This is a genomic window from Cupriavidus sp. HPC(L), from assembly GCF_000307735.3.
Lineage (GTDB): Bacteria > Pseudomonadota > Gammaproteobacteria > Burkholderiales > Burkholderiaceae > Cupriavidus.
In genome coordinates, this window is sequence record NZ_AMPR02000041.1 from 1 (window position 1) to 12,301 (window position 12,301).

Below are 12,301 nucleotides of genomic sequence, written 5' to 3' on the forward strand. Positions count from 1 at the left end.
CATGCGCGCGCTGCGCGTCGCGCGACGCGGCGGCGTCGAGGCGCATCGCGGCCGCGTGCGATCGCGACGACGGCAGTCCGGCGACGAGCGCGCCGATGATGCCGACGGCCATCGCGACAGCGAAGCGCGCATCGCGCATCGGCTTCGCATCGCGCGCCATCGCGCATCGCGCGCGAGCGCCGTTCGAGTGATGCGTCGACGCAACGCTTTGCCATTCGCGAGCTCGGTATCGCTGCCGCATCGACGCCTCATCGACGCCCGATCGACGCCTCACCGATGCCCGATCGACTGTCGAACGACGCTCGATCGATGACCGTCGATGGTCATTGCCCACGGTCGACCACCACCATCGGCCTTGGTCGATCTCGATCGCTCGTACGTGCGCGCTGTCGGACGACGGCGGACACCAACGTCGCGCCACCGCTGTGCGATGCATGCGCCGACGGCATGCGGACATGCGCAGATTTCGTTACCGCCCGCGCCGGCCCAGCTTCTAACATCGGCCGTCCGGCCCGCTGCGCCAGCCGCACGCGGGCGCCTGCCCATCCCAGAGGAGAACGCCATGAAGAGGAGAACCCCATGCAAGCGAGCGTAGCCCACGCCGACGCGCTGCCCGCCACTCACGCCAGGAAACGGCGCCGCGCCATCGTCGCGACGGTGATCGGCAACGGCCTCGAGTGGTTCGACTTCACCGTCTACAGCTTCTTCGCGGTGATCATCGCGCGGCTGTTCTTTCCGACCGGCAACGACCTGTCGTCGCTGCTGCTGGCGGTCGCCACCTTCGGCGTCGGCTTCTTCATGCGTCCGGTCGGCGGCATCGTGCTCGGCATCTATGCCGACCGCGTCGGCCGCAAGCAGGCGTTGTCGCTGACCATCCTGCTGATGGCGGTGGGCACCACCATCATCGGCATCGCCCCGACCTACGACCAGATCGGCGTGTTCGCGCCGCTGCTGATCGTGATCGCGCGGCTGATGCAGGGCTTCTCCGCCGGCGGCGAGATGGGCGGCGCGACCGCCTTCCTGACCGAGTACGCGCCGGCCCGCCAGCGCGCCTTCTACTCGAGCTGGATCCAGGCCAGCATCGGCGTCGCGGTGCTGCTCGGCGCCGCGGTCGGTACCTTCGTCACCAGCGCGCTGAGCCCGGAGGCGCTGAACAGCTGGGGCTGGCGCCTGCCCTTCCTGCTGGGCATCGTCATCGGTCCGGTCGGCTACTACATCCGCCATCACCTGGACGAAACGCCAACCTTCCGCGACAACGCCGAGCGCTCCGACTCGCCGCTCAAGGAGATCGTGCAGACCTACCCGCGCGAGACCACGGCCAGCTTCTCGATGGTGATCCTGTGGACCGTCTGCACCTACGTGCTGCTGTTCTATATGCCGACCTACTCCGTCAAAGTGCTCCAGGTGCAGCAGTCCACCGGCTTCATCGCCGGCATGGTCGGCGGACTCGCGATCATGGTGTTCTCGCCGATCGTCGGCTGGCTCGCCGACCGCATCGGCCGCCGCGCGCTGCTGTCCGGTTCGGCGCTGCTGATCCTGCTGCTGGCCTATCCGATGTTCTTCTATATCAACCAGGTGCCGGGCCTGGTATCGCTGCTGGTGTTCCAGCTGGTGTTCGGGGTGCTGATCGCCGCGTACACCGGCCCGATCCTGGCGGCCTTCTCCGAACTGTTCCCGGCCAAGGTGCTGTCGACCGGCCTGTCGGTCGCCTACAACCTGGCGGTGACGATCTTCGGCGGCTTCGCCTCGTTCATCATCACCTGGCTGATCGCCAGCACCGGCAGCACCATGGCGCCCGCCTTCTACGTGATGATCGCCGCCGCGATCAGCTTCGTCGGCACCCGCTTCGTCCGCGAGCCGGCCTATCTGCAACGACACTGATTTACCGATGACCAGAATCCTGCTTCAGGGCGGCAACGTCCTCGACCCGGCGCACGGCAGCCTGCTGCGCCGCCATGACGTGCTGATCGACGGCGAGCGCATCGCCGCGGTATCGGCCACGCCGCTCGACCTGCCCGACGCCCCCGACCTGCGGCGCATCGACGTCGCGGGCAAGACCGTGATGCCGGGCCTGATCGACTGCCACGTGCACGTGCTGGCCTCGCTGGCCAACCTTGGTTTGAACGCGACGCAGCCCAATGTGCTGGTCGCGATCCGCGCGCTGCCGATCATGCGCGCGATGCTCGAGCGCGGCTTCACCACCGTGCGCGATGCCGGCGGTGCCGACTGGGGCCTGTCGCAGGCGGTCGAGAGCGGCCTGATCCCGGGTCCGCGCATCTTCCCGTCGGGCAAGGCGCTGTCGCAGACCGGCGGCCACGGCGACTTCCGTCCGCGCGGCGACACGCTGGAGCCGTGCTCGTGCGCGTTCCGCGCCGGCGCCATCGCGCGCGTGGTCGACGGCGTCGACGCGGTGCGGCTGGCGGTGCGCGAGGAGATCCAGAAGGGCGCGACGCAGATCAAGATCATGGCCTCGGGCGGCGTCGCCTCGCCGACCGATCCGATCGCCAACACGCAATACAGCGAGGCCGAGATCCGCGCCATCGTCGAGGAGGCCGAGGCCGCGCAGACCTATGTGGCGGCGCACGCCTACACGCCGCGCGCGATCGCGCGCGCGGTGCGCTGCGGCGTCCGTTCGATCGAGCACGGCAACCTGGTGGACCGCGCCGCCGCCGAGGTCATGCGCGAGCATGGCGCCTTCGTGGTGCCGACCGTGATCACCTACGAGGCGCTGGCGCGGGATGGCGCGCGGCTCGGCCTGCCGGCCGAGTCGGTGGCCAAGATCGAGACCGTGCGCCAGGCCGGCCACGACTCGCTGCGCATCTACGCCGAGGCCGGCGTGCCGATGGCCTTCGGCTCCGACCTGCTCGGCGAGATGCACCAGTGCCAGAGCGAGGAGTTCCGCATCCGCGCCGACGCGCTCGGCAACCTGGAAGCGATCCGCTCGGCGACCTCGATCGCCGCCGCGCTGCTGCAGCGCGAGAACGAGCTCGGCACGGTGCGCGCCGGCGCGCTGGCCGACCTGCTGGTGGTCGACGGCGACCCGCTGGCCGACATCGGCCTGCTGATGGGACAGGGCGAGCACCTGGCGCTGGTGATGCAGGGCGGGCGGATTCATACGCGCGCCGCGCGGTAGCGCTTCGGTACGCCCACCTTTGTCGTTCTCCCCCCTCCCGCTCATGGGGAGAGGGTTGGGAGAGGGGAGCGCTGCAGGACTCCCTCTCCCCCTCAGGGGGGAGTGGGTTGGGGAGAGGGGGTGGTGTAGAAGCCCGGCGGCACCGCGACCGCCCTTGCCCTCTCCCCGCCCCTCTCCCGCAAGCGGGAGAGGGGAGCACCCGTGCGCGGGCGTGCTCGATGTCGTGGCCCATCGCTCCACTATCATGGCGGCTTGACCGACCGGACGCCGCCATGCGCATTGCCCCGCTTCCTCCGCTGCCCTGCCTGATCGCCTTCGAGGCGGCGATGCGGCACGGCAGCTTCACCCGCGCCGCCGCCGAGCTGCATCTGACACAGAGCGCGATCAGCCGGCAGGTCGCGCAGCTCGAGCAATTCCTCGGCAAGAAGCTGTTCGTGCGCGAGCCGCGCGCGCTGCGGCTGACCGTCAGCGGCCAGCGCTATGCCGAGGTGGTGCAGCGGCTGCTGGTCGGCTGCGCGGAGGCCACCGAGGATGTGATGAAGCGCAAAGGGCATACCGAGCTGTCGGTGGCCTGCTCGTCCGGCGTCGCGGTGCTGTGGCTGACGCCGAGGCTGGCGCGCTTTCGCGCCGCGCATCCGGACATCCACCTGCGCCTGGTCGTCAACGACAGCCTCGCCTCGATGTCGGGCGCCGAGTTCGATATCGGTCTCTATTACCTGCGCGAAGGACCACCCCCCGCGTTCGCGGCGCGGCGGCTCTATGACGAGGAAGTGTTCCCGGTCTGCACGCCCGGCTATCTGCGGGGCCGCTCGCTGGCGCCCGCCGACCTCGTCAACGAGACGCTGCTGGTGCTCGAAGACGCGCAGCGCAACTGGATGTCATGGGAATCCTGGCTCGGCCAGAACGGCCTGCCCGATGCACGGCCGCACCATCGCGTGGTGGCCAACCAGTATCCGATCCTGCTGCAGCTGGCGATCGAAGGCCACGGCATCGTGCTGGCCTGGCGCCATATGATCGATGCGTGCCTGCGCGACGGCCTGCTGGTGCGCGCCACGCAGGCGAGCGCGACGCTGGGCGGCGGCTACTACGCGGTGTGGCCGCGCGAACGCGCCGAGCCAGCCGCGGCCCGTGCCTTCCGGCAATGGCTGGTGCAGCAGAGCGGCATCGACGGCCGCGCCGGAGATCGAAGCGCCGATGGATGAAGCGTCGATCGATGCGCGCCGATGACCGAGCCCGGGCCGCTCAGGATATCGGCAACCCCGACCCAGAACACAAGGAGCGATTCGCCATGAAACACGTGCTGCTGCCCTGCGGTGAACGCGTGCCGGCCCTCGGCATGGGAACCTGGAATATCGGCGACGATCGTTCGAGCCGCGCCGAGGAGATCGCCACGCTGCAACTCGGCCTGGACCTTGGCCTGCGGCTGATCGATACCGCCGAGATGTATGGCGAGGGGCTGTCGGAACAACTGGTCGGCGAAGCGATCGCGGGCCGGCGCGACGAGGTCTTCCTGGTCACCAAGGTCTATCCGCACAACGCCGGCCGGCGCGACGCGGTGGCCGCCTGCGAACGCAGCCTGCGCCGGCTGCGCACCGACCGCATCGACCTGTATCTGCTGCACTGGCGCGGCGGCGTGCCGCTGGCCGAAACGATGGAGGCCTTCCTGGCGCTGCAGCAGGCCGGCAAGATTCGCCACTTCGGCGTCAGTAACCTCGACCTCGACGACATGCGCGAGCTGTGGAAGGTACCGGGCGGCGATCGCGTCCAGACCAATCAGCTGCTGTACAACCTGGGCCGCCGCGGCATCGAATGGGACCTGCTGCCGTGGCTGCGCGAGCGCGGCGTGCCGGTGATGGCCTACTCGCCGATCGAGCAGGCCCGGCTGCTGCGCCATGCCGGCCTGAAGGCGTTCGCCGCGCGTCATGGCATCGCACCGGCGCAGGCGGCACTGGCCTGGCTGCTTGCGCGCGACGGCGTCATCGCCATCCCGAAGACGAGCCGGCGCGACGCGCTGCGCGAGAACGCCGCGGCGCTGTCGGTCGCGCTCGAAGCCGCGCAGCTGGCGGAGCTCGACGCCCTGTTCCCGGCGCCGCGCGGGCCCCGTCCGCTGGAGATGCTGTAGCGGCCTGCCGCGGAGGGAGGCTTACGCGCCGATCGGCAGCGGCGCCCCGCTCTTGACCTCGCACAGCACGATGCTGGAGCGGATGCCCGTCACGCCCGGCAGCCGGAATATCACGTCGTGCAGGAAGGCATCGTAGGCGCGGATATCCGGCGTCAGCACCTTCAGCAGATAGTCGGCCTGGCCGGTGGTGCGATAGCACTCGACGATGGCCGGGCAGCGGCGCACCGCGGCCTCGAATTCGTCGACCACGGTCTCGCTGTGGCGGGTCAGGTTGATCTCGGCCAGCACGCAGTTCGACAGCCCGACCCGCTCGCGGTCGACCCAGACCGTGTAGTTGCGGATCACCCCGCTCTCCTCCATCGCCTTGAGCCGCTTCCAGCAGGGCGTGACCGACAGGCCCACCGCCCCGGCCAGCTGCTGCAGCGACTGGCGCGCGTCGCGCTGCAGCTCGGCGAGGATGCGGCGCGAGTACTCGTCGAGAACCTCTTCGTTCTTCATATCGCTCGATATCGAGATGGGTTTTCTCCAATCTAGGCCGTGGCGGCAAAATTGAGAAATCCATTTCTTCGATCGCGTGCCTAACATGGTCTTCAGGACAGGCGCGGCAAGACGGCCGGAACACCGGCCGCGCATGGCTGGCGGAACGCCGGTCATGATGCCGAAAGGAGACCGAGATGGACGCTGCAATGGAGGCCGGCACGCTGCGCGCCGACTATCGGCTGTCGGACAATCTGACCGCGCCCGCGGGCCAGGTCTTCCTGAGCGGCACGCAGGCGCTGGTCCGCCTGGTGCTGGAGCAGGCCCGGCGCGACCGCGCCGCCGGCCTGGGCACCGCCGGCTTCGTCAGCGGCTATCGCGGCTCCCCGCTCGGCATGGTCGACCAGGCGATGTGGAAGGCCGCGCCGCTGCTCGATGCGGCCGGCGTGCGCTTCCTGCCCGCGATCAACGAAGAACTGGCCGCCACCGCAGTGCTCGGCACGCAGCAGGTCGAGGGCGATCCGCAGCGCACCGTCGACGCGGTATTCAGCCTCTGGTACGGCAAGGGCCCCGGCGTCGACCGCGCCGGCGATGCGCTCAAGCATGGCAACGCCTATGGCAGCTCGCCGCATGGCGGCGTGCTGGTGGTCGCCGGCGACGACCATGGCTGCGTGTCGTCGTCGATGTCGCACCAGAGCGATTTCGCGATGCAGGCGTGGTCGATGCCGGTGCTGGCGCCGGCCGACGTCGCCGAATATCTGGAATTCGGGCTCTACGGCTGGGCGCTGTCGCGCTACTCGGGCAACTGGGTCGGCTTCACCGCACTGTCGGAGACCGTCGAGAGCGCGATGACGGTCGATCTGGATCCGATCCATGCGCGCGTCGCCTGCTGGCAGGATGCCGACGCGGTACGCCAGATCAGCGGCCACATGCCGCCCCCCGACGGCCTGCACTATCGCTGGCCCGACCTGCCGTCGCCGCGCATCGAGCAGCGGCTCGGCGCCAAGCTCGAGGCGGTGCGCGCCTTCGCCCGCGTCAACAGCATCGACCGCATGGTGGTCCAGGCCGACGAAGCGCGCGCCGGCATCGTGACCTGCGGCAAGGCCCATCACGATCTGATGGAAGTGTTCCGGCGCCTGGGCATCTCGACGCAGGCGCTGGCCGACGCCGGCATCCGCGTCTACAAGCTGGGGCTCGCCTATCCGGTCGAGCCGACCCGGCTGCTGGCCTTCGCGCGCGGCCTCGAGGAGATCCTGGTGGTCGAGGAAAAGGGCCCGCTGGTGGAACGGCAGCTGCAGGCGCTGTTCTACAACGCGCCCGATGGCGTGCGGCCGGCGATCGCCGGCAAGTTCGGCATCGATGGCCGGCCGCTGTTGCCCGAACGCGAGGAAATGCGGCCATCGCGGCTGATGCAGCCGGTGGCCGACTGGCTCGCCCGTCTCAGCCGCGGGCTGGACCGGCGCGAGCTGGTGCCGCAGTTCAGCGAACATCCGCTGCTGTCCAATGCGGCCGACGGCATCCGCCGCCAGCCCTACTTCTGCCCCGGCTGCCCGCACAACACGTCGACCCGCGTACCGGAAGGCTCGCGCGCGCAGGCCGGCATCGGCTGCCATTTCATGGCGAGCTGGATGAACCGCGAGACCTCGGGGCTGATCCAGATGGGCGGCGAAGGGGTCGACTGGGTCGCGCACAGCCGCTTTACCGCGACGCCGCACGTGTTCCAGAACCTCGGCGACGGTACCTACTATCACTCGGGCTACCTGGCGATCCGCCAGGCGGTCGCCGCGCGCACCAACGTGACCTACAAGATCCTGTGCAACGACGCGGTGGCGATGACCGGCGGACAGCCGGTCGATGGGCCGCTCGACGTCGAGGCGATCGCGCGCCAGGTCAGCGCCGAGGGCGTGGCGCGTGTCGCGCTCGTCAGCGATCGCATCGACGTGCATCGCGGCCGCCGCGTCCGCTTTCCCGCCGGCACGACGTTCCATCCGCGCGAGTCGCTCGAGGCGGTGCAGCGCGAGCTGCGCGAGGTGCCGGGGGTCACCGTGCTGCTGTACGAGCAGACCTGCGCCGCCGAACTGCGCCGCCGGCGCAAGCTCGGGCGCGCGCCGGCCCCGACGCGCCACGTTTTCATCAACGAGGCGGTCTGCGAGGGCTGCGGCGACTGCAGCGTGCAGTCCAACTGCCTGGCGGTACAGCCGGTCGAGACCGTGCTGGGGCGCAAGCGGCAGATCGATCAGGCCAGCTGCAATCACGACGAGTCGTGCATCAAGGGCTTCTGCCCGAGCTTCGTCACCGTCGAGGGCGCGACGCCGCGCCACCCGGTCGGGCATGAGCGCGGCGTGGCGGCGCTGCGCGAGCGGGCGGCCGCATTGCGTGAACCGGCACCGCGGCTCGGCGCCGGCCCCTTCGACATCCTGGTGGCCGGCGTCGGCGGTACCGGGGTGGTCACGGCCGGCGCGCTGATCGCGATGGCGGCGCATCTGGAGCGGCGCGTGGCCAGCGTGCTCGACTTCATGGGCTTCGCGCAGAAAGGCGGATCCGTGCTGTCCTTCGTGCGGCTGGCGCAGGGCCGGCAGTGGCTGAACCAGGCACGCATCGACGCGCAGCAGGCCGACGCGGTGCTGGCCTGCGACCTCGCGGTGGGGGCCTCGCCCGACGTGCTGCAGACGGTCGCGCCGCGGCGCACACAAATCGTCGCCAATACGCATCCGACCCCGGTCGCCGAATTCCAGCGCAATCCGGATGCCGACCTGCATGCCGACGCGCTGCTGGCCAAGCTGCGCCACGCGACGGGCTCGGGCGGCATCGACACGCTGGACGCGCAGGCGCTCGCCACCGCCTTCCTCGGCGATACCGTGGCCGCCAATATCGTGGTGCTCGGCTTTTCGTGGCAGAAGGGCCTGGTGCCGGTCTCGCTGGCGGCGCTGACGCGCGCGATCGAACTCAATGGCGTCGCGGTGGACGCCAATCTGGAGGCGCTGGCGCTGGGGCGCCTGGCCGCCGGCGATCCTCTCGCGCTGACGCGGCTCGCCGCGGGCGAAGGCAAGCCGGACGGCCTGGCGCTGGTCGCACCCGAACCTGCAGCAACGTCCGCCACGCCCTTGCCGCAACTGGTGGCCGACCGCGTGGCGCTGCTGACGGCCTACCAGGACGCCGCCTACGCGGCACGCTATACCGCGCTGGTCGAGGCGGTGCAGGCCGCGGAGAACGCGTTGGGCGAGGCCGGGCGCGAGCGCCGGCTGACCCGGGCGGTGGCCGAGCAGTTCGCCCGGCTGATGGCGTACAAGGACGAATACGAGGTCGCGCGGCTGCACAGCGACCCGGCCTTCCGGCAGGCGCTGCGCGCGCGTTTCGACGGCCCGCTGCGGCTGCGCTTCCATCTGGCGCCACCGCTGCTGTCGCGCCCCGGCAAGCATGGCGAGCCGCCGCGCAAGATCGCGTTCGGCGCGTGGCTATGGCCGCTGATGGGATGGCTCGCCAAGGGCAAGCGGCTGCGCGGCACCCGCCTGGACCCATTCGGCAGGACCGCCGAGCGCCGGCTCGAGCGGCAGTCCATCGCCGACTACGAGGCCCGCATCCGCGCGCTGCTGCCGGCGCTGACCGAAGCGCGGCTGCCGATCGCGGTCGAGATCGCGCAGTTGCCCGCCAGGGTACGCGGCTTCGGCCACATCAAGCTGGCCGCGCATGCCGTCGCTGCGGCGCGGGCGGCCGAGCTGCTGCACCGCTTCGACGCGCAGCGCTATCCGCGCCCGGACAGCACGCATGGCGCCAATGGTGCGGGTCAACTGCGCGGAATTCCAATCCGGCAGGCCGACGCAATGGCCGACGCAATGGCCGATGCAAAGTCGGACGCAAAGGCGGACGCAAAAACGGCGCGCACTGGCGCGCCGCATTGAGCGAAGGATTGGGCGGAAGCCGGAACGCCGCCTTACTGGCGGGCGGCGACGGCGCGGTGGTACTCGACGTGTCGCAGCAGATAGGCGCGCACCTTGTCTTCGGTATCACGGCCCACGCGGTCGGCCGCCTGGCGCGCCGAACGCTTGCCGTGGGCTGACGACATCTGGCCATCCAGGTACTCGCGGAACGATGTGCGCACCGCGTCGAGCTCGCCGCGGCAGTCGCGCAGCGCATCGTTGACCACGGCCTGCGTCGTGCCCGGCTTGGCCGAACGGGCTTCGGCCTTCTCGCGCGCGCACTCGGTGTATTGCTGCCGCTTCTTTTGCCACTCGGGCGGCGGCCCGGAGGCGGCCTGGCTCTCGGCGGCAGCGGCGGTGGCGGCAGCGGCGGCCTGCTGGTCCGAAGGCGCATGCGAGGCGCAGGCGCCGACCAGCAGGATGGCGGGGATCAGGGCAAGGACTTTAGGCATGCCGCATGGTAGCGCCACGGCTTCGACAAGGTAACCGGCGGTTACATCGCGTTGCAATGGTGCCGCAGAAAGTGCTTTGTAGGACAGACACCACACGGCCTGAGTCGGTCGTCCTACAGCAGCCGCCGCGTGCGCTTTGTATATTGCACAAACGGAGGGCAGCGTGATGGCGCGCCATCGTCCGGCGCAACGACCGTCGGCGAGGACGCCATCCTGGTTGGCATCGCAGTGATTGACAGGAACAAAGGAGAACAACATGGAACGTAGGGCATTCCTGAACGCCAGTGCGGGTCTCGGTTTGGCGGTAGCCGGCAGCGGCCTGCTGCTGGGCGCGTGCACCACCACGCGGGATTCGGCCTCTTCCCCGACCGAGAAGGCGACGCGCCGCCGCGAGATCGATTCCGGCGTGCAGAACACGCTGGACCGGCTCTACAGCTCGGTCAACGGCTCGCGCGATCTCGCCTCGCGCGCCCGCGGCATCCTGGTGTTTCCGCGCACGCTGTCGGCCGGCTTCTTCGTCGGCGGCGAATATGGCGATGGCGCGCTGCGCGTGGGCAATACCACCCGCGGCTATTACCGCACCATTTCCGGTTCGCTGGGCTGGCAGATCGGCGCGCAATCGAAGGCGCTGATCTTCATGTTCATGAACCAGCAGGCGCTCGACAAATTCCTCGCCAGCGAAGGCTGGACCGCGGGCGTCGACGCCACCGTCGCGGTAGCCAAGGTCGGCGCCAACGGTGCGCTCGATACCAATACCGTGCAGCAGCCGGTGGTCGGCTTCGCGCTGACCAATGCGGGCCTGATGGCGGGCCTGAGCCTCGAAGGCACCAAGATCACCAGGCTGGACCTGTAAGGCTGACGCTGCAAGGCGCCCTTCTGCGGACGACGCCTTGCAGCACCTCGCGTCCGCGGCCCTTGGCAGGGGGCCGCGGCGCTTTTTCGTCCGTGGATGGCTGTCCGCTCTCTTCACCGGTGTTGCCGTAGGCGACATCGGCCACGCCAAGCCGCTAGAATTCGTCCCTTTCGCCAACTGGCCGAGGTGCCGAATTCTCATGTGGTTCAAGAATCTTCAGCTACACCGCTTCTCCGCGCCCTGGAACAAGGACGCCGACGAGATCGAGGCCTGCCTCGCTTCGCACGCCTTCTATCCGGGTACCAGCCTCGAAATGCAGACGCAGGGATGGGCCTCGCCGCGCGATAACGGCGCGCTGGTGCACCGCGTGGGCAAGCAGATGCTGCTGACCATGCGCGCCGAGAAGAAGCTGCTGCCGGCCACCGTGGTCAACCAGGTCACCAAGGCGCGCGCGGCCGAGCTCGAGGAGCAGCAAGGCTACAAGCCGGGCCGCAAGCAGTTGCGCGAGCTGAAGGAACAGATCACCGAGGAACTGCTGCCGCGCGCCTTCAGCATCCGGCGCGATACCCGCGTCTGGATCGATCCGGAGCGCGGCTGGCTGGCGATCGACGCGGCCTCGGCGATCAAGGCCGACGAGGTTCGCACGCTGCTGTTCAAGGCGCTGGACCCGCTGCCGCTGACGTCGCTGCAGGTCAACCAGTCGCCGGTGGCGGCGATGACCGGCTGGCTGGCCGACGATGCGGCGCCGGCCGGCTTTACCGTCGATCAGGAGATCGAGCTGCAGGCCAGCGCCGAGAGCAAGGCCACCGTCCGCTATGTCCGCCATCCGCTCGATGCCGAGGAACTGCGCCGCCATATCGCCGCCGGCAAGCGCTGCACGCGGCTGGCGATGACCTGGAACGATCGCGTCTCCTTCGTGCTGACCGACGCGCTGGCGATCAAGCGCGTGGCCCCGCTCGACGTGGTCAAGGAACAGATCGACGGCACCATGAGCGACGAGGACGAGCGCTTCGACGCGGACTTCGCGCTGATGGCCGGCGAGCTGTCGGCCATGCTCGGCGATCTGACCGAGGCGCTCGGCGGGGAACGCCAGGGCTGACGGCGGCTCGTCCGGCAACGATACGGGCCGGCGTCGATGCCGGCCCGGACTTTGACGGTCCCTTCCTTCAGCGGGCCGGATGCCGGTCGGCACGCGCCGGCGCACACCGTTCCAGCACCGCCTCCACGCCGGTCATGCCGGCAAACAGCGGGTGCACCGACACCAGCGCGCGCAGCTCGGCCGGCAGCATCGCGCGGTCCCGGCGCGCCAGCGCCGCGGCCTGCCGCAGCGCGCCCAGCACCTGCTCC

The 12,301-nt window shown here is 69.9% G+C and carries 10 protein-coding genes; 7 read left to right on the plus strand and 3 right to left on the minus strand.

What is annotated here, in order from left to right:
- The first annotated feature begins 579 nt into the window (after positions 1-579).
- The 4 genes from B551_RS03940 (at position 580) to B551_RS03955 (ending at position 5,255) form a co-directional block, all read left to right on the plus strand.
- Complete coding sequence (locus tag B551_RS03940; RefSeq protein WP_023263512.1) at positions 580-1,881, plus strand: MFS transporter; 1,302 nt, start codon at positions 580-582, stop codon at positions 1,879-1,881.
- A gap of 7 nt (positions 1,882-1,888) precedes the next feature.
- Entirely contained in the window at positions 1,889-3,133 is a 1,245-nt protein-coding gene (locus tag B551_RS03945; protein WP_023263513.1) for an amidohydrolase family protein, read from the plus strand.
- A gap of 272 nt (positions 3,134-3,405) precedes the next feature.
- The gene (locus B551_RS03950; RefSeq protein WP_006578361.1) at positions 3,406-4,335 is read left to right on the plus strand and encodes a LysR substrate-binding domain-containing protein; all 930 of its coding nucleotides are present in this window, start codon (positions 3,406-3,408) and stop codon (positions 4,333-4,335) included.
- An 86-nt stretch (positions 4,336-4,421) separates the two neighbouring features.
- Positions 4,422-5,255 carry an aldo/keto reductase gene (locus tag B551_RS03955; RefSeq protein WP_006578360.1) on the plus strand — a complete coding sequence of 278 codons (834 nt, stop codon included), beginning with the start codon at positions 4,422-4,424 and terminating at the stop codon, positions 5,253-5,255.
- Positions 5,256-5,276: 21 nt separating this feature from the next.
- Here the strand turns inward: B551_RS03955 and B551_RS03960 are convergent, their stop codons facing one another.
- On the minus strand, positions 5,277-5,753 hold the full coding sequence (locus B551_RS03960) for an Lrp/AsnC family transcriptional regulator (protein WP_006578359.1): 477 nt from the start codon (positions 5,751-5,753) through the stop codon (positions 5,277-5,279).
- Positions 5,754-5,929: 176 nt separating this feature from the next.
- On the opposite strand from B551_RS03960, the gene B551_RS03965 reads away from it, so the two are divergent.
- Positions 5,930-9,631, plus strand: coding sequence for an indolepyruvate ferredoxin oxidoreductase family protein (locus B551_RS03965; RefSeq protein ID WP_023263514.1), 3,702 nt, complete (start codon positions 5,930-5,932; stop codon positions 9,629-9,631).
- A gap of 32 nt (positions 9,632-9,663) precedes the next feature.
- On the opposite strand, the gene B551_RS03970 is transcribed toward B551_RS03965, so the two are convergent.
- The gene (locus B551_RS03970; protein ID WP_023263515.1) at positions 9,664-10,101 is read right to left on the minus strand and encodes a hypothetical protein; all 438 of its coding nucleotides are present in this window, start codon (positions 10,099-10,101) and stop codon (positions 9,664-9,666) included.
- 256 nt (positions 10,102-10,357) lie between these two features.
- On the opposite strand from B551_RS03970, the gene B551_RS03975 reads away from it, so the two are divergent.
- Both B551_RS03975 and B551_RS03980 read left to right on the plus strand, forming a co-directional pair.
- Positions 10,358-10,954: a YSC84-related protein gene (locus B551_RS03975; protein WP_006579078.1), complete on the plus strand. Its 597-nt coding sequence runs from the start codon at positions 10,358-10,360 to the stop codon at positions 10,952-10,954.
- Positions 10,955-11,153: 199 nt separating this feature from the next.
- Positions 11,154-12,053, plus strand: a complete 900-nt coding sequence (locus B551_RS03980; RefSeq protein ID WP_006579077.1) for a recombination-associated protein RdgC — start codon at positions 11,154-11,156, stop codon at positions 12,051-12,053.
- Between the two features lie 67 nt (positions 12,054-12,120).
- On the opposite strand, the gene B551_RS26415 is transcribed toward B551_RS03980, so the two are convergent.
- Positions 12,121-12,301: hypothetical protein (locus B551_RS26415; RefSeq protein WP_043437247.1), on the minus strand; the 181-nt coding region annotated here is incomplete at its 5' end.

Bases quoted from the DNA above. Each gene is read 5' to 3' on its own strand.
- B551_RS03940 (WP_023263512.1), top strand. From the start codon at position 580: ATGCAAGCGAGCGTAGCCCACGCCGACGCGCTGCCCGCCACTCACGCC.
- B551_RS03945 (WP_023263513.1), top strand. From the start codon at position 1,889: ATGACCAGAATCCTGCTTCAGGGCGGCAACGTCCTCGACCCGGCGCAC.
- B551_RS03950 (WP_006578361.1), top strand. From the start codon at position 3,406: ATGCGCATTGCCCCGCTTCCTCCGCTGCCCTGCCTGATCGCCTTCGAG.
- B551_RS03955 (WP_006578360.1), top strand. From the start codon at position 4,422: ATGAAACACGTGCTGCTGCCCTGCGGTGAACGCGTGCCGGCCCTCGGC.
- B551_RS03960 (WP_006578359.1), bottom strand. From the start codon at position 5,753: ATGAAGAACGAAGAGGTTCTCGACGAGTACTCGCGCCGCATCCTCGCC.
- B551_RS03965 (WP_023263514.1), top strand. From the start codon at position 5,930: ATGGACGCTGCAATGGAGGCCGGCACGCTGCGCGCCGACTATCGGCTG.
- B551_RS03970 (WP_023263515.1), bottom strand. From the start codon at position 10,101: ATGCCTAAAGTCCTTGCCCTGATCCCCGCCATCCTGCTGGTCGGCGCC.
- B551_RS03975 (WP_006579078.1), top strand. From the start codon at position 10,358: ATGGAACGTAGGGCATTCCTGAACGCCAGTGCGGGTCTCGGTTTGGCG.
- B551_RS03980 (WP_006579077.1), top strand. From the start codon at position 11,154: ATGTGGTTCAAGAATCTTCAGCTACACCGCTTCTCCGCGCCCTGGAAC.